Source organism: Paenibacillus sp. FSL M7-0896 (assembly GCF_037975415.1).
GTDB lineage: Bacteria > Bacillota > Bacilli > Paenibacillales > Paenibacillaceae > Paenibacillus_AQ > Paenibacillus_AQ silagei.
Genome location: NZ_CP150250.1, coordinates 1,041,144 through 1,057,894, shown reverse-complemented (window position 1 = coordinate 1,057,894; position 16,751 = coordinate 1,041,144). Strand labels below are relative to the sequence as shown.

Below are 16,751 nucleotides of genomic sequence, written 5' to 3'. Positions count from 1 at the left end.
CATGAGTAACAAGATTGAACCACCCAGAATCCCAGATCCCGGGCTACTTACGCCGCAGGACATTCACACCCTTGCTTCCAAAGACGAATTCAGCCGCTGCCTCATTGAAGGAGCGCTCATTGAATATCAGGAGGCTACGAGGGTAGCTTTCGACAAGACTATTTTCAAAAACGTCACCATCACGGAATCCTCGCTGCAGCGCATCGAGCTTACCGATGTGATCTTCGATCATTGCGACCTGTCCAATGTGGATTTCAGCGACGCCTTCATACACCGGACCGAGTTCAGGGATTGCCGCTTGATCGGCACAGACTTCACCAGAGCGCGGTTTCAAAATGTATCCATTACCGGATGTATCGGGGAATTCGCGGTGTTTCGTTTTGCCAACTTCAAAGGGGCTTCCTTCGAGCGCAGCTCGCTGGTCAGCGCGGATTATTACCAATCCACCCTGAAAGACCTGTATTTCTCGGAATGTAATCTGGAGCAGGCCACGCTGGCAGGATGCAAGCTGAAGGGCGTTGACCTGAGCGACTGCGAGTTCACCGGCCTGCTGGTGGATCTCCAGGATCTGGAGGGCTGTATCATCTCTGCGGAGCAGGCGGCTTCTTTTGCCGGACTACTAGGTCTGGTTATCAAACATTAAGTAGCCGGACCCGCGCCCGCTTCTAGCGCAATCAGCTTCAGCTTGCCGGAGCATTTACCGCATCGGTACCGCCCAGGATCGGCCCGGCGCTTACGCAGATATTCAGTGGCACAGACGATGCATACCAGCTTATACCGGTAAGGCTGCGGCTTACGGGCCTTGGCGCCCGGCAGGGTCTGACAATACCGGCTGCCGCCTACGCGGGCCAGCAGTGTTTTGAAATCAGCATCCCGGTGCATATATCCCCGCTTCGCAAGATGCAGGTGGTAGTGGCAGAGCTCGTGCTTAATGATCTTCTCCGTCTCCTCCCGTCCGTACATCGCCAGCTGCTGGGGGTTAATCTCTATATTATGGCTCTTGGTAAAATATCGTCCGCCGGTTGTCGTAAGTCTGCTGTTAAAGCTCGCCGTATGCCGGAAAGGCACGCCAAAGCTCTTCAGTGACACCTGCTCAATCCATTGCTGCAGCTCTTCGTTGCTCATACTGGTCATAGCGTTCCTTCACGGTCCTCTCTGCCTGAAATTAGATCACTACTTGAATTGTAACTTGCCCATACGCTACACTGTCAAGAAGGAAGACAAGTCCGGAGGGAGAATGAAACATGCCTAGAATGCGTTACGTAATTATGCAGCAGGATCAGGAATTGCTATTCGTGGAGATGCCGGAGGAATATGCTTACCAGCTAAGCGCCCTCAATCTTCGCCTGAACAAAGAAATCGACAAGCTGACAGCCGAGAATGTACCCGGACTGCCGCGGGCGGTGGCCGAATGCGAGGCGCTGGAGCTGCTGCGCGAAGAGCATCACTTGGAGTCGGGGCTGGCGTATATTAACCGGCTGGAGCAGGCTTTTGCCTCCATTAAGGAGGAGCATTACCCGCTGATCTCACTATTGACCGAAATCCGGGCGCTCCAGGCCCAGCTGGAACAATGGTATGAAGAGGAAGAAGAACGGGCGCAGTAACGCTGGTTCCGGGCGGCCTTGTGAAATTCGGCTTGGCTACCTGAAACTAACCGTGCACCTTTGGGCGTATTCCCCCATATGCTATCTATACACAGGAAGCATGCAGAGGAGGGGTACCCTTGCCACAATGGCTTCGCCAACAACTCATGAAGGCCTATTTCAAGAAGGACTGCCGTCAGATTAGACTGCTGAATGAATGCTGGTTCTTTTACCGGAATACCGCCGATTCCCACGAGATGATCCAGAAGAACGTATAACGGTTATGTAACAAAAAGCCGCGATCCCCTGAGGGGTATCGTGGCTTTTTGGCGTGAATCCGGCCAAGTCTGCGCTTGGCAGCCGGCTTATTTAAACATCGGGAATACGTATTTCACCAGGAAAAACAGAACTCCGAAGGTGATTATAATGTAGGCTGCATATTTAATGAACGTGGATGCGACCAGACTGGAATCCGATTTGCGGTGCACCTCTGTCCGTTCAACCTCAACACTTCTGTCCTTGTAATTCGGCTCCATCTTCAATCTCTCCTCTCGGGGTTTAGCTGCATGTCAACCATTAACCCGGGGATTTGGAGCTGAAACAGTAGTATAGAGACGCAGACTGCTTGTAAAATATGACTGTCGTCTTAATCGAAACGGCGGGTGCTTGGCCAGGAGCCCTGCAGCTTGCGGACCAGTACAATCTGTCCCGTATGATAGGCATCATGCAGAATCAGGCTCATGACCTCTTCGCCCGGCGCATGTCCGGAGCCGCCCCATTCATATGCGCCTTCTTCCAAAGCTACAATAATCTCGCGCAGCGAGGCATGAATGGACTTCAGCTTGTCTACCGCCTGCTTCCAGTCCTCTTCTCCGCTTCCTGTTACAGTGAATGTAGCATCATTGCTCTCCAGATCAGGCAATTTCTCCATTCCCTTGAGCTTACGCAGCAGACGCTCCTTATAATATGTCAGATGGTTAACGTTCTCCCAGATCGAATTGCCCGCAGCTCCCTCCGGCTTCCAGACGGCCTGCTCATTGTTCACGCCTTCAAGCGCAGCGCTAAGCGGCGGCTGCCAATCCTCCACATCCATCACATAATCCCAGTTCTCGATCAGCACATCGCTAATTTTGTTTTCCATCTGTATCCCTCCTGTAAATTGTGGGTGTACATGCTTCGGTAACGACCAAACAACCCGAATAAAAGTTACATGAGCAATGTAACATATTTGCCGGAGCGGTTCAAGTAACTAGCATAACTTATTTTTAACTGTTACAATCAAAGGAAAGGTAACGCGAAAGGACAGATGAAGCTTGCTGTGGGTAGATTTCATGAACAGCTATTGGCGGAATTGGCGGACTAGTGACCGGAGCACAGACAAGGACCGGTTGGAGGAGCCGGAGTGGCTGGCGGAATGGCTGGCAGAGCATAAGCTGCCGGCGGCAGCTTCTCCCCGGCCGGAGGAGTTGGAGCAGCTCAAAGACCTGCGCGGCTTGTTGTGGGACGAGCTCCAGCGGCTGGTCGCGGGAGAGTCTCCGTCTACAGAACTGCTTGCGCAGTTAAATACTTACATGGGCAACGGGCCGGTTGTTCGCCGTGTGGTCTGGACGCCCGCAGGTGACGCAGAGATCTCACTCCAGCCGCAGGGTGCGGACTGGGGGCAGATTATGGCGGAGATTGCCGCTTCTTTTGCGGCGGCGCTGCTGGAGAAGGAACCTTCTCGCTTCCGCATTTGCGGGAATCCTGACTGCCTCTGGGTCTATTACGACGATACCCGCAACCGCTCGAAGCGGTACTGCGACGACAAGCTGTGCGGGAATCTGATGAAGGTCCGGCGGTTCCGGGCACGCAAAAAAGCAGCGGAGGGTGAAGCTTCAAAGGAGTAATCTACACAGCATTCCGCTGGGTCAGCGGGGTCAGCGTAGTATTTTTGCCGGAGTGCTTGGCCGTATAGAGGAGATTATCGACTTCTTCGAAGAGCGTTTCTTTGGTGGTGCCTTCGTCATAGCTCTTGAGGCCAATGCTGACAGTAACCGCCCGTTGCTCCATCTCCTCATGGGACGTATGCGACAGCTCCTGGCGGACTTGTTCAATCAGCGCGTAGGCTTCCTCGAAGCTTTTCTCAAACAGCAGGATCGCGAACTCCTCCCCGCCATAGCGGGCCGCAATATCTGCGGGCGAGATGTGGTCCTTAATGATCTGGGCGACCCGCGCCAGCACCATATCTCCGGTACGGTGTCCATACTTATCGTTAATTTGCTTGAAATTATCGATATCCACCAGCGCAAGATGGAACGGGGCACCCTGGCTGCCGTATTCCAGCGCTTTTTCATAGAATTCGTGAAAAGAAATATGGTTATACAGTCCCGTCAGCGCATCGGTGGTCGACAGCTTGCGGATCACCGCATTCTCGATCATCAGATCCTGCTTGGCCGTTAAGGTAGCTTCCAGATCGCTCGCCAATTCACGCCCGTTAATAATGACAATCCCCGCCACCAGGGTCCCGACTAGCAGGAAGAGCGGAATGGCAACCAGGTCGAAGTCTGTAAGGTAATACTTGAACCAGTAATCCCAGCGGTACAGAATGAAGAACGCAGCCGCTTGGAGGGCAGACGTGAACAAGGTCAGATCCAGCCGAAAAAAAATCGCCGACGCAATAATCGGCAGCAGCATCAACGCCCCGATAATCCGGATATCCATATTCAGATGGATAATCATCATGGCAATAATCGTCCCCGCCACAAACAGCAGCACGAAGGAATACCTCGGTGCCGCAAAATCCACAAACTGCGTAATCCCCACCACCGCACTCATCAGCAGCGTCGGATACAGCAACACATCATAGTAGAACTCATGTGCCCCCATGGGATACGGCAAACATACAAAAGACCCCAGCTGGGCCAGAAAATGCAGAGCAATCACCAGCCAATACGTATACAGAAACCGCTTGACCCACTTCGCCTGCCGATGCGCCGAAGTCTCCGAAGGGCCCATGTAATCTCTCAATCTCAACGCTCTCACCTGTTGCCCCCCGATTAAATTCACACATAGGATGTACACATTGCTCCTATTTTAACATGTCACGGTCCGGGTCGGATACTCACTTGTGGGATATGTACGGGGGGAGTGGGGAGGGTGTGGGGGAGTGATTCCCACACTTCTATTTTCAGCTCAGGAAATATGGGATAATTTATAAATAGCGCTTAGCCGCTCCAATGGATGCGTGGATTCAAAGTAGTCTGAAACTAACTTCTTTTTTGTGTATGTACTCCCGTATATTCTCAATGTTCCTTTATAATATAAAGTATATTAAGTACAATGGGGTGTAAAAAGTGAGTATCAATTTTTTTGAGCACAGGGAGATAATTTCTAATAACATGGTGATCTTCTTGCGGTTGAGAGGGATCTCTAAACTGTCTTTATCAAAACAGACAGGGATATCCCGCCTTACCATCGACCAAATCATCAGCGGCGAAACTCCAAGCCCTAAGCAGTACAACTTACAACTCACAAATATTAACCATACCTATGAGTTACCCGAAGACTATTTCATCACTTCTCTCCCTTCAGTTCAACCAACCTATGCTTACTCCAGTATTGGTGATTCGGCGAAAGACCCAGTGGTTAGGGAGCTGTTGGATGGCTTGGATAACATTTTAGATATCTATTCTTTGTACCATTTACATTAAGGGAATGGGTATCAACATTATTCAATGTGCACTTTAGAAGTGTATTTTTTTCATGTAGGAGGACCCCTATGGAATTTGATAAATATACATTGCACTTTAAACTCGACCAAATTTTAAAAGTTCACAATATCTCAGTACTTAAACTGTCTAATGAGATAGGGCATCGAAGAACTACCATTATGGAATTGGTGCACAACACCAACATGGATAAAAAGAAAATATCCGCAGAGTTGATCATGAAGTTGTGTCTCTATTTTGAAGTTAGTCCTAACGATTTATTTGAGATACGCCTGAAGAAATAGAATAGGATTAAAAAAGCACTGAGTCCTGCGGCTGCGCAGATATTCAGTGCTTTTACTTATGAGTAGGGGCTAACCAGATTCTTGTAAATCAGCTAAACAAAAAGTTGGGACCCAACCGTATACGTTATTATCCGCCTTACAGTAAGTCCATTCGTTTAAGTGCTTTAACCCCCACAATATTTCCCCTTGAGTAACTGTTAGTTCATGCGCAGAATAATCTTCAGTCACTTTTGCAATATCATGGCTATCTGGAGAAGTTAAAATCTGCTTCGGCACCCCTCTTTGCTAGTGGACACTGATTTACAAAAAATCCAATTAGGAAATTGAGTCTCCTTTCGTATTTTTTAAAGTCCCAGGTTGGTATTCGCACATAAAAATGATAAATGAAGTGTGTTTGTGATGTTGTATAAGAGGAGATCCCTCCTATAGAGGATATCCCAAAGATATTTCAATCCACGCAATCATACAGAGTGCGACAATGCGCATTTTCCATAGACCACGAATTCAATCATTTCAATCCACGCAATCAAGTAGAGTACGACAGGTGATAGTAGTGAATGTTATCAGGTAATCCTTATTTCAATCCACGCACTCGTGTAGAGTGCGACGCCGAGGTTGTATCAATACTTTATCTACTGGCATATTTCAATCCACGCACTCGTGTAGAGTGCGACCTTGAATAGTTCAAGTGGACTTTTCCCATTGTTGATTTCAATCCACGCACTCGTGTAGAGTGCGACGGGTGGCAAAGGTAATTATTACGCTGAAACACATATTTCAATCCACGCACTCGTGTAGAGTGCGACAGCGAAAAAAGTGTAACCCATGCTTTTCCCGCATTAATTCACCATCTGTCCCCTTATTCTAATCTTGAAAAGATATACAACCACCCTTGGCTTTTAAAGACTATCCTCTTATTTATAAACTTTCGACAAATTCTGAGGTGCGAAACCCCCGGAGATTTCATGGGAGCTTGGCATTCGCACCGAGCCCTCTCCTTCTATTTTAACCCATTTGATAGGTTCTGTATAACTATAACTTCTTTCAATTTTGTAGTTTTTTTTCTTATCCACTGCGTTTTAAATTAAGAGACTATTCGATATACTGGGTAGGAATGTAAGCATCATGAGGGAAGAATCCTCGTAGAACATGGGAAGGAAGTAGACTCGATGAAAAAACTAATAGTAAGGTCCGTAGGAATTGTTGCCCTTTTAAGCTACATAGTGAGGTGTACTGATCCTTCTCATATTCAAACTGCTGAGGCAAAAGCAGCTTCAACCCAGACCCCAAAGCCAGTAGCCAAAGCAGATAACATCAACGCACTAATTCCGGCCGCGTGGCACATTTTAGAGCCTGTCCTGGGAGAGAAGGCCATCGCCAAAGGTGATTTGAACAAAGACGGGATCTCAGATCTCGCAGCGGTCATTGAGAAGGATATGGTTACGGACGAGGCGTCTCCGCGATCCCTTTTAATCGCTTTTGGCGATAAAAACAATTCGTACACCCTCTCTATCATTGCCAAAAATGTCATTTTGCGATCGGATGAGGGCGGCATCTGGGGCGATCCTTTTGATAGCCTTACCATTAATCGGGGGTCTGTCCTGGTTAGCGATTATGGGGGGAGCAACTGGAGATGGTATAACAAATATAGATTCCGGTATCAAGATAAGGATTGGTTTTTAATCGGTTACACGAGCGTTAGCTACTTTACAGGAGCCACTACCATAGAGCAATCGGACGAGGATGACATTAACTATCTGACCGGACAATTTATAGAGCGGCGAACGGACGAACAAGGACATACCACCACAAGAAAAGGAAATCAGAGGAAGAAGGAGTTAATTCGGCTTAAGGAGTTCAACCCAGAAAATTTGCATTAACCGAGGGACCCTAGCAAAACATAGCGGACAACACAGCCCTACTCGGGCGTTGTCCGCTTTATTGTGCCTACCCACCATTTTGCAGCATCCAAAAGTTCCATCGCCAATAACAGCACATCGAGTTAGATCTAGCCCGTAATACGCCGCAGCTTGTTAGCACATTCCTGGTTGAGGTTTATGACATCCACAGCCGTCTTCAAGCTCATGGGGACATATGTATGTTCCATCGTATTTATTTGAAGGTATGGGGAAATATCATTTCTTTTATTTGACTTAAAACGCTAGGTGAATATTCTTGTGGATGCATAATAATTGCAACCAGCACACTTATTAAGATAACTGTAATCCAATAAAAGCTTTTAATTACTTTAGATTTTATTTTTCGAGTGATAAGTAGAGAAATCAAAAAAATAGTAGTATTAAAAAACAAAGTTGAAGGAATACTCAAAATTCTTCCAAGTCCAGTATAAGGAAAATATTCTATTAATAAAAATATGGCCAGTATACTCGGAATCATGGCTAGAGAGATTGTTTTTATTGTCTTTTCCATGTGGACTCCTAATCAATTTCTTGATTGCCAATCTCCAGGCTGCTCTACCAGATAGGAAAAAGAAAATTTGGCAGAATTTTTCATGATAATTCTTACGTTTAATCAATTCTAAATCAGTACAAATTCAGAAGATACAATAGTTTTGTTCCATTCTATAAGTACTGTGTATGAACCAGGCTCCAAGTTCAAAAATGTCTTGCTATCTGTATACTCCTGACCAGACTCCAAATCTATATAGTCCTTTATGGGAACCCTGCCTTCGTCTGCTACTTGATTGTCCTTTAATAACTTATATCTTGCTCCTCCAACGACAGTCACTACTTTATCGCTCTGATTTTTGAAGGTATAAGTTACGTTTGTTTCGGAACCTGAGTTGTCTACCTTAACGGAACCGGTTACATCGGATTGATTGGTATTGCTGTTAGCATCGGATGGTGTATTGGTAGAAGTGTTCGTGGCTAACGGCTCAGTGTGTGTTATTTCGGATTCCGTATTTGTCTTTGTGCAGCCTGCAAGTATAATACCAACAACTAAAACTAACATTATGAGCAAGCTATTCGTTCTCGTCATCATATCGCCTCCATGATACAAACAGACGATAACTGTTTTGAAAAAGTTTCAATTCCAACGTTTGGTCATATTCAGGTGACCTGCCCGGTAGCGTCTCTCGTACAACTAAACTTCCCTTTGAAATTTGAGATTACATTCGTGCGTTGTGGATGTAGCGTAATCCATAAAATTCACAGAACCCTTAAAGTTCAAATAAGCTTCATAACGCAGACGGATCGCAGGTAAAGTAATGAATTCTAGAACATTTTCTTTTGGAACCCACCTGCAATCGCTTGTTTCATCCGAAGTAGTTAGCTCCCCACCTACAACTGTGCACACGAAATCAAACATGACCTTCGTTGGAACATCAGTCACACCGTCATACCACTTATGGATCGCTGTATTAGATATAACACTAATTAAATGGCTAACCGTGGCCTCTATTCCACTTTCCTCTTTAATTTCACGAAGCACGCCATCAATCAGGTTTTCTCCAACTTCTGTTATTCCACCAGGATACACCCAACCATCGTCATGTGCTTTCACTAATAAGATATTTCCATTTCCATCTTCTACAATTCCGCCTGCCGATACAATATGTGTCGGGAACGTCATTTAAAGACCTCCTAATAGGGATAAAGTAACACCGATCAGCATCACCATTAAGCCCTTAATTTTAACACTCCCACCAAACGTAGTAGGTGCCTAGCAGCTCTGTAAGTTGGTTAATCGTAGCGAGACAATCTTGCGAATATTCATCTGAATATTCAGTGATCACAACACCCTGGATGAGCGGCATTGCAAGATAGAGCTTACTCAAAACTGCCGTTTCCACTGGAAAAGCTGGCTTTTCCCGAGACACGCGAATTCGCCATGATTCCATGAGCAACTGCTCATACTCTTCCCGTGTGTCCGGATCACTACAAAGCAACTGCTCAATATGTGTATCCGTCATGGCCGGCAACTTTGCTGCTTCAATTTCATCCTTATGTATTACGCGGCCAGCCAGTTTCCTCATGATCGCGTTTACGCCGATGTTAGCCGGGGAAGCTTGCATACGGGCTTCTTCCCATATGAGCTCGGTGACCTGCTTGCCAGCCTCCAGTGTGAACTGGAGACTTCCATTTCTATAGCTCATCGCTTCTAAAAGTTCCCCAGTTGTAATAGTCAGATAACCGCCGACAAATGCACTTCTGACCCAGGAGTCCAGATGATCGGCATGAAGAATTCCGTCCTTGTTCCTCAAGAGGCTACGCTTTGACCCATCTATATAGTCCATAACATCAGTTGTACGAATATTCGCACTGGCTAGGATGTCAACGATCTCCTGTGAAAACACGGCCTCCCGCGTCCATTCATGATGATCCACACCTGGAAGGGATTCTAGTGTATGACTGAAAGGCGCATGTCCGATATCATGCAGCAATGCAGCTGCCCGCAACGTACGATTATCCGGCTCAAAATGCGCTGTAAGCGCAAATACACCTAACGTATGCTGTAAGCGGCTGTAGGTATGGTGGGTATTAATGAAAGAAGCTCCTCCATGCCGAATGTAATGAAGCCGCCGCACCTTTTTGCTTCGGAGCAGTGCTTTTTCTTCATCAGTGAGCTGAATCCTGAGCTTCCATAGAGGTTCATAGATTTCATCTAAAGCACCATCCAGTCTTAACCTAAAGTCCATTCCAAGGTTTCCTCCTGTGTTCTTAAATTCTACGGACCAGTGAACAGTAGACGCAAACTGTGAAGTAGAAGTATTTACGAATTAGATTTCTCTTTGTACTTTGACCAATTTATCCAAGAGATGCATAAAAGACCTAAAGTCATAATAAGAAATTGCATTGGACCTCGATTAATATCGAATACAATTACGATGCCAGCAGTGAGAGGTATTAATATAATACTAATGATGGAGATCCATTTATATATATTTTGATCTTCCTTCTTTTCGTTTTTCATATTTTTACCCCATTTTCAAATAAAGTAATTAACCTATTATATCATGCTAACTTGATCTGATGTCCACACACTGCGCAGTCCGAATATGGGGCGTAGCAGAAAGGGAATTTTTTATGTACTCTACACCAGATACGGCTAGTGAACACTAGATGCATATTAATCAGCAAAGAGGCCCCTCCACTCCCTGTGAGTAAAGAGGCCTCTTCGTGCGTAGGATCAGAACCGATTTGCAGCTAAGTTTTGTAGCAGGAGATTGTTATATTTAGCCGCATGTTTTTGCTCATCCAGAATAATGCCATACAGAGTATCCTTGTAAATGCCGTACGGAAGACCGAACCATATCTTTCGATATTTCTCAACAGCAGATAATTCACCTTGGAAGGCTTGTTGCAACCCGGCAATATAAGAATTAACATTATCCGGAGGTTCGTTGCCAACTCCTGTTACTTCATGCCCTGTTAATTCCTTATACATTTGTCGGAACATTTGATTATGTCCTCTTTCATCATTCCGAATAGAGGTAATCACTTCAACTTGTTCTTGGTTTGGGGCAAGTCTGATGAGTTGATCATAAAAAAGTTCATCATTTTGTTCACCTCACAGTTCCTAGATTAACACTCCCACCAAACGTAGTATGTGCCTGGATGAGCGGCTTTCCAAGGTATCCTCCTGGGTTCTCCTTTATTTTTCAACCTCAAATATTGAATCGATGATGATTGGAAGATTGTCTCTAACCGAAACAGCTCCAAAGACTGAACATGCATGGATACCTTTAGCATTGATCCAATCGCTGACTGTATTTCAAATGGTTCTGTGGTTGTTTCGTAATCATACACTTATTTTCTGAATCTTCGAGCGGGATATTAAATATACCGGGCCCATTATTTCGATTGCGCCGTCTTTTACACGAATCGCACTCTCCTGCTCTGCCGCATATACATCGATCTCCTCCGATAAGGGGAACAGGTAGCCTTGAACGAAAGAGGCGTAATCGCGTTTCGAATGAGATTCATAGGCAAAAGGATTAAAGTCCAACCCATCATGAATCGTATCTATTTCAACTGTATGATCGGCGTTCTGCGAGGTTACCCATTTGGCAGCCATGTTCAACGCCCCGGCGCTGGCCCCCAAGATGACGGCATTGCTGTTCTTAATCACATCGGTTAATTCATATTCCGCCAAAAAGTTGTTCTGTTGAACAGGATCTCCGCCGCATAAAAAAATGACCGACGCGTTCTGAATCCATTGCCGGGCCTCATCCTTCGGCATGCGGTAATCGATGAAATGCTTCTCCTTAAACATAAGATTAGCCTGATGGAACCATGTCCATTCCGTTATATCCTCAAAGTGAATCTGCCCGTCTTCATAATCAGAGGGTTGAGCGCTAATCATAACAAGCGATTGTCTGTCTTGTAGATCCTCCTGCAACCACTCAACCAGCCCCTCTGGTAAAAAATCATTAAACCAACTGAAATAATAGTGAGTACTCAAGCTTCATCACCTCCATATGCAGGGTTTACCCCGTTAAAGCGGTTTAATTTAGCTTCAGCCGCCAGCATGGCGCTGGTAAGTCTCCGATGATTCCCGTCATGCCGGGCAAGTGTTCTGAAATACAGGCTGCGCACCATATTTTTCCCGTTCACTCTGGCAACTCTCTGTGCGCGTGTATCCGGCCATTCCGTACACTGCGCCAAGCTATGAATCCAGTCGGCAATCTCCTGCTGTGGTAGCAGCGATTCACTGATCATCGTGTCCACAACGTTAGCCATACGTTCGTCTTCCTCCTCGTCAAAAATCCGGACACCGTTATGCAGCATTCCTGTAATCGCCATAAGCACCTCGTGCTGCACCTCAATGTCACTTTCCTTATAGCGGATCAGCTCCTCCAGGGCATCTGCCCCGTGAGCTGCGGCATGAGCCCAGCCTTCGGCTGCCAGATAACCGCGCAGGTCCTTCTCCTCCTGATAGTAGCGAAGCAGCGAGCGCTTTAGATGCTGGAAGTCTTTTGGCGTCAAGAATGGTTGAAGCCTGTCCCGTTGCATAATAAGAGCGATCGGCAGAACCGCGAATGCCCTGGTGAGTACGCTGTGGTCATCCACACTTCCAATCCGGTAGAACAAATACCGGTCGTCCATCAGGACAGTCAATAGATGCCGCATTTCCTCATCTGTGAACTTATTATCGCGCTTCAGCCATATGTAAAAGGTAGAATAAATATGCTCACGAAGCTCAGGCTCCGGGTCACCAATATGCCGCAGCATCAGATCGGTAAAGTCTTGGATGCTTTCTCCATCTCGCAGGATATACTGTTCTTCCTCCAATCTGTGCAGCTTGTGTATCAGTTCTGTCCGCGTGTCCATCGTACCCCATTCATTGACATCTTCGTCCAAAATGCAGGCTTTCATTTAGTCGGTTCACTCCTAACCCAGTTATAGCGGCGTTATGTATTTCTCTAGCCGATATGACTACTATAAAACACAATGACTGACACCAGGGGGTCAGTCATTGTAGGATAGAAGCATATTTTGCATATATTGCTGCAGCTCCGCCCGTAATTCACGAGGCTCCAGCAGCTCGCACTCCTTGCCGAAACTTAAAATGAACTTCAGCAGACCCTCCTCATGAGGAAATGTATCCGTAACGAGATAAAAGCCATCTTCACCCCGGCTAATCTTCTCTTTCTCAAAATACTCGGAAAGCTGCGCGCCAATTCGCGAAGTGAATCTCAACACAACCTGTATGCCCGCCTGCGAATAATTGTGCTCAATGACATCGGCGATCCGCTCTGCCGACAGCTCTCTTTTTTCAAAAGGCGGCCCCTGCTCTAATTGCCTGATCCGCACGAGCTTAAATCTGCGGTAGTCCTTTCTGACCCGGCAGAAGCCGACCACATACCAATGGCCGTGACGAAAGTCAATCCAGCCCGGCTCTACCGTTCGCTCCAGGTATTCCATATCCCGGTTGATATAATCGAACACTAGCAGCCTGTTATCCGTGATGGCCTCGCTTATGATCCCGAGGTACTCCTTAATCTCTTGCTCCATGCTGAAATGGGACAGATCCAGAGTCAGTTTATCCTTACCCGGCTCCCGCCTATAGGTATGTTCGACTTTTAGCAGAATGTCATTAAAAGCTTCGTTCCGGCCAAACAAGCCGTGTAAATTCTTCATTACAGCTACAAACGTATGAGCTTCGTCCCCATTAAGAAAGAGGTTGCTCACATTATAGCTGTCCATAATATAGTATCCTCCGCCCTTGCCGCTGGACGATGCAATAGGTATGCCGGCTTCGCCTATTTTCTCGATATCCCGGTAGATCGTCCGCAAGGATACCTCGAAATGCTCGGCAAGCGCCTTGCCCGTTACCGTACCTTGACCGGAGATGATCAGCAGCATGGAGAGTAATCGATTGACTCGCATGATTGGTGTGTGACGCTAAGTAACGTCTCCTCCTCTGGGTGGGATTTTTTTCATATTACATCTTTGGGAAACACCTTATTCATTATCGACAACGGATTCAAGTTAGACAGATATAACTTTTCTTGCTACATTTCCAACAGCTTTACGTATTAACATTTTAATGTGCATATTCATTGATCTGTATTAAACATTTGTTATACAATTTTGGGAGGTTTGATATGCCTGATTTATTGTTGTTACTATTCTTGTTTAACTTGTCTTTATTTCTGCTGCACGAAATGGATGCAATTCGACGTTCGGAATGGAAACTATTTCTCGTTCTACAAGATATGGATGATGCAAAAGCCTATAAAGTGTTCACCTTTATCCATCTCCCCCTGTACACCATCATACTCGCTTTACTTTTTAGCCAATATCAGACGATTACGTTTTGGGTGCTAGATATCTTTCTCATGATCCATGCGATCCTGCACTTTTTTTTCGAAAAGCACTCCCGCAACGAATTTAAGAATACATTCTCTCGTTTCATCATCTATCCGATGGGAATTATTGCCGCTGTCCATTTATTATTGATTGCGAATCCGTGATTTTCTCGCTTAACTTGCAGCCATCACATATAGTCACATTAAATCGCTTCAACTATCCTGCCAGTTAGCTTGATCACTTTACTGGTTAGCAACCAAATGGATATCTTCAAATGGTATGTACTTGTTTTGTCTGAGAGCTTCATTTCTTGCCCCCTATGGTATGGTGGCTTAATTCCGCTTATATCATGACATGTCTTCGTTCAATGCCAGCCACTGCACCGCCAACCCGAACCTGATTGATTTCACCGTTCTCGCTTAGGCGCAGTCCTGCCCTGATTTCAGAAGGACAATCCATCGAATACCCTTGCCTGAACATGACATTCTCTACTTCCCGCAAGGATCGTTGGCCATGTTGGTACAAATAGCTGAGCAGGGCACCGTTGGATGTTCCTGTCGCGCTCTCCTCGGGAATATCGTACAGCGGCGCAAAATTCCGGCATTCCGCAGCAGCATCGTCTGCAGTATCCATCGTGAACAGATGATATCCAACTACATCATATTTTTCGCTGATGGCGGTTATGGCATCAAAATTTGGCTGAACCTCATTCAAGAGCTTCCTGCTGCGGATGGGGATCATAATGTCCCGCAGACCCGTCGAAACAATCTGGATGGGCAGCCCGGTTTCCAGATCCCCGGCGTCCATCCCCAAAGATGGAGCGATTTCTTCACAGGATATCTTTTCAAGAAATTGAGGTAAAGCCTGTGACAAATAAACAAGACCCTCGGAGCTAATATCGACATCCAGAATCCCTGCCTTGGTTTCAATCGAATAGGAGGTCCCTGCCTTTGACAAACCCAGTGAATGCATTAGTCCAAACGCAGCAATCGTGGCGTGTCCGCACAGATCAACTTCGCTGGCGGGGGTGAAATAGCGGATTTTGTAATCCGCAAGCAGGGATTTTTCCATAAAGGCCGTCTCCGAAAAGCCCAATTCCTTCGCTATGAGCTGCATTTGAGCAGCATCCAGAGAAAGGCCATCCTCCAAGACAACGCCTGCCGGATTACCGCCACGCCCCCCTTTCGCAAACGCATTTAACGTATACACTTCCACATTCATGTTCTGATCATCCTCTCTTTATCTTCGAAAAACTGATGTGCGCAACCGCAATCTTCTCTCTATAACGTCTTAACAGTGCCATTCTTCTTTTGCAAGTAGAACAGTTAATTCCTTGCCCCCCCTTTCGACTGCTCCCGGACCAGTGAGAGAAATGCTGCCGTCGTGCGTGTTGATGAACTTGCGTTTCTCGTTAGTTCTCTCGGGCATTTTACTCCAGCCTATTAGAAACGCAGATTGCCCCCGATCAAATCTTTGGTCATTGGATCAAAAAACATTGTAATCGGTCCCAGTTGGCCGTTCATTTCCGTATCAAATTGATCGGATACAACAACATCTAACTTTCTGTCATCCATCCAATAGCCAACGTTTTTTCCAGACTCTAGGATCACTATGGCTTTCTCTTTCGGCGTGGTTAAAGTGCTTCTTTCCTTTTCTGAGATTTGGGCCCAAGCTAGATTCCGAAATTCATCTTCATTTTTAAGTTTGTCATAGTGGAAGACATAATAGTACCAGCCGCCGCCCAGATTCTTATAGTCATTCACATAGCTGAATTTCGAAGGATCCCCTTTGGCCATCTCTGGTAGGCTTAGGTAGGTTATGCCTTGTTGATACAAGTTTTCTTCGGCATCAAACAAAAAGTCAATACTTTTACTAGGGTTATCATTTAAGGAGGATATCCTTTGTACAATGCCTTCTTGAAAAAATGTTTGAACGATTTGTCGAATTTCAGGGTCTTGGATCTTCTCTATGGAATAATCTTGTTGAAGTATGACAGGCCGAGACTGGAACACTTTTTCATTCTCTAACAGATAACTGCCTAGAATATCAAAGTCCTCACGACGGTTCTGAAAATATTTAATAACCCCAGTCTCTGGACGCTTCAGCACTTCGCTAACGTTCAGGGGAATAATAAAGTCACTTGCCGTAACATGCTCCTTGCTCTTGCTGTTCAAGCCAGCACATCCGCATACCGCCAATGCCAAACAAATTACAACTGAAATGAATTTCATCGGCCAAAAATTCATAATGCGGCCCCCCATTAAGACAAGAGTTGTGAATTTATGTCACGAAATGGCTTCTCGGTGCTGTTGTATAGGTATATAGGAAAGGAGCTAGAATTGTAGAGATGATAAGTTATAAAGGACGTCAGAGACACAAGGTGAAGTGACCCTCAGTATA

Annotated in this window: 22 protein-coding genes and 1 CRISPR repeat array; of the genes, 8 read left to right on the top strand and 14 right to left on the bottom strand. The window is 46.0% G+C overall.

Annotated elements, in window-relative coordinates:
- The first annotated feature begins 1 nt into the window (after window position 1).
- Window positions 2–643 carry a pentapeptide repeat-containing protein gene (locus MKY12_RS04440; protein ID WP_339313047.1) on the top strand — a complete coding sequence of 214 codons (642 nt, stop codon included), beginning with the start codon at window positions 2–4 and terminating at the stop codon, window positions 641–643.
- Here the strand turns inward: MKY12_RS04440 and MKY12_RS04435 are convergent.
- Window positions 640–1,125, bottom strand: coding sequence for a SprT family protein (locus tag MKY12_RS04435; RefSeq protein WP_339314774.1), 486 nt, complete (start codon window positions 1,123–1,125; stop codon window positions 640–642). The two genes, MKY12_RS04440 and MKY12_RS04435, sit on opposite strands and share 4 nt — an antisense overlap.
- 119 nt (window positions 1,126–1,244) lie before the next feature.
- On the opposite strand from MKY12_RS04435, the gene MKY12_RS04430 reads away from it, so the two are divergent.
- Both MKY12_RS04430 and cmpA read left to right on the top strand, forming a co-directional pair.
- The gene (locus tag MKY12_RS04430) at window positions 1,245–1,604 is read left to right on the top strand and encodes a hydrolase/acyltransferase (RefSeq protein WP_339313046.1); all 360 of its coding nucleotides are present in this window, start codon (window positions 1,245–1,247) and stop codon (window positions 1,602–1,604) included.
- A gap of 119 nt (window positions 1,605–1,723) precedes the next feature.
- A complete protein-coding gene (gene cmpA, locus MKY12_RS04425) occupies window positions 1,724–1,861 on the top strand; it encodes a cortex morphogenetic protein CmpA (RefSeq protein WP_143803736.1) in 138 nt (45 codons plus the stop codon).
- A gap of 87 nt (window positions 1,862–1,948) precedes the next feature.
- On the opposite strand, the gene MKY12_RS04420 is transcribed toward cmpA, so the two are convergent.
- A complete protein-coding gene (locus MKY12_RS04420; RefSeq protein ID WP_200869223.1) occupies window positions 1,949–2,119 on the bottom strand; it encodes a hypothetical protein in 171 nt (56 codons plus the stop codon).
- Between the two features lie 110 nt (window positions 2,120–2,229).
- Window positions 2,230–2,724 (bottom strand): DinB family protein, encoded by a 495-nt coding sequence (locus MKY12_RS04415; protein WP_339313045.1) that lies wholly within the window; start codon window positions 2,722–2,724, stop codon window positions 2,230–2,232.
- A gap of 172 nt (window positions 2,725–2,896) precedes the next feature.
- Here MKY12_RS04415 and MKY12_RS04410 point away from each other — a divergent pair, with 172 nt between their 5' ends.
- The gene (locus tag MKY12_RS04410; RefSeq protein ID WP_339313044.1) at window positions 2,897–3,469 is read left to right on the top strand and encodes a CGNR zinc finger domain-containing protein; all 573 of its coding nucleotides are present in this window, start codon (window positions 2,897–2,899) and stop codon (window positions 3,467–3,469) included.
- A 1-nt stretch (window position 3,470) separates the two neighbouring features.
- Here the strand turns inward: MKY12_RS04410 and MKY12_RS04405 are convergent, their stop codons facing one another.
- Window positions 3,471–4,577 carry a GGDEF domain-containing protein gene (locus tag MKY12_RS04405; RefSeq protein ID WP_339313043.1) on the bottom strand — a complete coding sequence of 369 codons (1,107 nt, stop codon included), beginning with the start codon at window positions 4,575–4,577 and terminating at the stop codon, window positions 3,471–3,473.
- Between the two features lie 338 nt (window positions 4,578–4,915).
- On the opposite strand from MKY12_RS04405, the gene MKY12_RS04400 reads away from it, so the two are divergent.
- From MKY12_RS04400 to MKY12_RS04390, 3 genes are all read left to right on the top strand, one after another.
- Window positions 4,916–5,272, top strand: coding sequence for a hypothetical protein (locus tag MKY12_RS04400; protein WP_339313042.1), 357 nt, complete (start codon window positions 4,916–4,918; stop codon window positions 5,270–5,272).
- Window positions 5,273–5,340: 68 nt separating this feature from the next.
- The gene (locus MKY12_RS04395; RefSeq protein WP_209876390.1) at window positions 5,341–5,574 is read left to right on the top strand and encodes a helix-turn-helix transcriptional regulator; all 234 of its coding nucleotides are present in this window, start codon (window positions 5,341–5,343) and stop codon (window positions 5,572–5,574) included.
- Between the two features lie 445 nt (window positions 5,575–6,019).
- Window positions 6,020–6,380: a CRISPR direct-repeat array (repeat unit 32 nt; unit sequence ATTTCAATCCACGCACTCGTGTAGAGTGCGAC).
- 363 nt (window positions 6,381–6,743) lie between these two features.
- Window positions 6,744–7,454, top strand: a complete 711-nt coding sequence (locus MKY12_RS04390) for a hypothetical protein (RefSeq protein ID WP_339313041.1) — start codon at window positions 6,744–6,746, stop codon at window positions 7,452–7,454.
- A gap of 232 nt (window positions 7,455–7,686) precedes the next feature.
- On the opposite strand, the gene MKY12_RS04385 is transcribed toward MKY12_RS04390, so the two are convergent.
- The 8 genes from MKY12_RS04385 to MKY12_RS04350 all read right to left on the bottom strand — a co-directional run bounded on the left by MKY12_RS04385 (window position 7,687) and on the right by MKY12_RS04350 (window position 13,928).
- Window positions 7,687–8,004 carry a hypothetical protein gene (locus tag MKY12_RS04385; RefSeq protein WP_339313040.1) on the bottom strand — a complete coding sequence of 106 codons (318 nt, stop codon included), beginning with the start codon at window positions 8,002–8,004 and terminating at the stop codon, window positions 7,687–7,689.
- Between the two features lie 108 nt (window positions 8,005–8,112).
- On the bottom strand, window positions 8,113–8,574 hold the full coding sequence (locus MKY12_RS04380) for a hypothetical protein (RefSeq protein ID WP_339313039.1): 462 nt from the start codon (window positions 8,572–8,574) through the stop codon (window positions 8,113–8,115).
- A 105-nt stretch (window positions 8,575–8,679) separates the two neighbouring features.
- Window positions 8,680–9,168: an NUDIX hydrolase gene (locus MKY12_RS04375; protein ID WP_339313038.1), complete on the bottom strand. Its 489-nt coding sequence runs from the start codon at window positions 9,166–9,168 to the stop codon at window positions 8,680–8,682.
- A 61-nt stretch (window positions 9,169–9,229) separates the two neighbouring features.
- Window positions 9,230–10,234 carry an HD domain-containing protein gene (locus MKY12_RS04370; protein ID WP_339313037.1) on the bottom strand — a complete coding sequence of 335 codons (1,005 nt, stop codon included), beginning with the start codon at window positions 10,232–10,234 and terminating at the stop codon, window positions 9,230–9,232.
- Window positions 10,235–10,725: 491 nt separating this feature from the next.
- Window positions 10,726–10,983, bottom strand: coding sequence for a ferritin-like domain-containing protein (locus tag MKY12_RS04365; protein WP_339254154.1), 258 nt, complete (start codon window positions 10,981–10,983; stop codon window positions 10,726–10,728).
- 354 nt (window positions 10,984–11,337) lie between these two features.
- Window positions 11,338–11,811, bottom strand: a complete 474-nt coding sequence (locus MKY12_RS04360) for a Type 1 glutamine amidotransferase-like domain-containing protein (RefSeq protein WP_339313036.1) — start codon at window positions 11,809–11,811, stop codon at window positions 11,338–11,340.
- 185 nt (window positions 11,812–11,996) lie between these two features.
- On the bottom strand, window positions 11,997–12,914 hold the full coding sequence (locus tag MKY12_RS04355; RefSeq protein WP_339313035.1) for a DUF2785 domain-containing protein: 918 nt from the start codon (window positions 12,912–12,914) through the stop codon (window positions 11,997–11,999).
- A gap of 93 nt (window positions 12,915–13,007) precedes the next feature.
- Window positions 13,008–13,928 carry a YafY family protein gene (locus MKY12_RS04350; protein WP_339313034.1) on the bottom strand — a complete coding sequence of 307 codons (921 nt, stop codon included), beginning with the start codon at window positions 13,926–13,928 and terminating at the stop codon, window positions 13,008–13,010.
- 218 nt (window positions 13,929–14,146) lie between these two features.
- Between MKY12_RS04350 and MKY12_RS04345 the strand changes: the two genes are divergently transcribed.
- Window positions 14,147–14,515 carry a DUF6713 family protein gene (locus MKY12_RS04345; RefSeq protein ID WP_036723313.1) on the top strand — a complete coding sequence of 123 codons (369 nt, stop codon included), beginning with the start codon at window positions 14,147–14,149 and terminating at the stop codon, window positions 14,513–14,515.
- Between the two features lie 178 nt (window positions 14,516–14,693).
- Here MKY12_RS04345 and MKY12_RS04340 read toward each other — a convergent pair whose 3' ends face one another.
- Together MKY12_RS04340 and MKY12_RS04335 are read right to left on the bottom strand one after the other, a co-directional pair.
- Entirely contained in the window at window positions 14,694–15,572 is an 879-nt protein-coding gene (locus MKY12_RS04340; protein WP_339313033.1) for a PhzF family phenazine biosynthesis protein, read from the bottom strand.
- A 221-nt stretch (window positions 15,573–15,793) separates the two neighbouring features.
- Window positions 15,794–16,597 (bottom strand): hypothetical protein, encoded by an 804-nt coding sequence (locus MKY12_RS04335; protein ID WP_339313032.1) that lies wholly within the window; start codon window positions 16,595–16,597, stop codon window positions 15,794–15,796.
- Window positions 16,598–16,751 lie beyond the last annotated feature (154 nt).

Bases quoted from the DNA above. Each gene is read 5' to 3' on its own strand.
- MKY12_RS04440 (WP_339313047.1), top strand. From the start codon at position 2: ATGAGTAACAAGATTGAACCACCCAGAATCCCAGATCCCGGGCTACTT.
- MKY12_RS04435 (WP_339314774.1), bottom strand. From the start codon at position 1,125: ATGAGCAACGAAGAGCTGCAGCAATGGATTGAGCAGGTGTCACTGAAG.
- MKY12_RS04430 (WP_339313046.1), top strand. From the start codon at position 1,245: ATGCCTAGAATGCGTTACGTAATTATGCAGCAGGATCAGGAATTGCTA.
- MKY12_RS04420 (WP_200869223.1), bottom strand. From the start codon at position 2,119: ATGGAGCCGAATTACAAGGACAGAAGTGTTGAGGTTGAACGGACAGAG.
- MKY12_RS04415 (WP_339313045.1), bottom strand. From the start codon at position 2,724: ATGGAAAACAAAATTAGCGATGTGCTGATCGAGAACTGGGATTATGTG.
- MKY12_RS04405 (WP_339313043.1), bottom strand. From the start codon at position 4,577: ATGGGCCCTTCGGAGACTTCGGCGCATCGGCAGGCGAAGTGGGTCAAG.
- MKY12_RS04395 (WP_209876390.1), top strand. From the start codon at position 5,341: ATGGAATTTGATAAATATACATTGCACTTTAAACTCGACCAAATTTTA.
- MKY12_RS04390 (WP_339313041.1), top strand. From the start codon at position 6,744: ATGAAAAAACTAATAGTAAGGTCCGTAGGAATTGTTGCCCTTTTAAGC.
- MKY12_RS04385 (WP_339313040.1), bottom strand. From the start codon at position 8,004: ATGGAAAAGACAATAAAAACAATCTCTCTAGCCATGATTCCGAGTATA.
- MKY12_RS04380 (WP_339313039.1), bottom strand. From the start codon at position 8,574: ATGACGAGAACGAATAGCTTGCTCATAATGTTAGTTTTAGTTGTTGGT.
- MKY12_RS04375 (WP_339313038.1), bottom strand. From the start codon at position 9,168: ATGACGTTCCCGACACATATTGTATCGGCAGGCGGAATTGTAGAAGAT.
- MKY12_RS04370 (WP_339313037.1), bottom strand. From the start codon at position 10,234: ATGGACTTTAGGTTAAGACTGGATGGTGCTTTAGATGAAATCTATGAA.
- MKY12_RS04365 (WP_339254154.1), bottom strand. From the start codon at position 10,983: ATGTATAAGGAATTAACAGGGCATGAAGTAACAGGAGTTGGCAACGAA.
- MKY12_RS04360 (WP_339313036.1), bottom strand. From the start codon at position 11,811: ATGTTTAAGGAGAAGCATTTCATCGATTACCGCATGCCGAAGGATGAG.
- MKY12_RS04355 (WP_339313035.1), bottom strand. From the start codon at position 12,914: ATGAAAGCCTGCATTTTGGACGAAGATGTCAATGAATGGGGTACGATG.
- MKY12_RS04350 (WP_339313034.1), bottom strand. From the start codon at position 13,928: ATGCGAGTCAATCGATTACTCTCCATGCTGCTGATCATCTCCGGTCAA.
- MKY12_RS04345 (WP_036723313.1), top strand. From the start codon at position 14,147: ATGCCTGATTTATTGTTGTTACTATTCTTGTTTAACTTGTCTTTATTT.
- MKY12_RS04340 (WP_339313033.1), bottom strand. From the start codon at position 15,572: ATGAATGTGGAAGTGTATACGTTAAATGCGTTTGCGAAAGGGGGGCGT.
- MKY12_RS04335 (WP_339313032.1), bottom strand. From the start codon at position 16,597: ATGAATTTTTGGCCGATGAAATTCATTTCAGTTGTAATTTGTTTGGCA.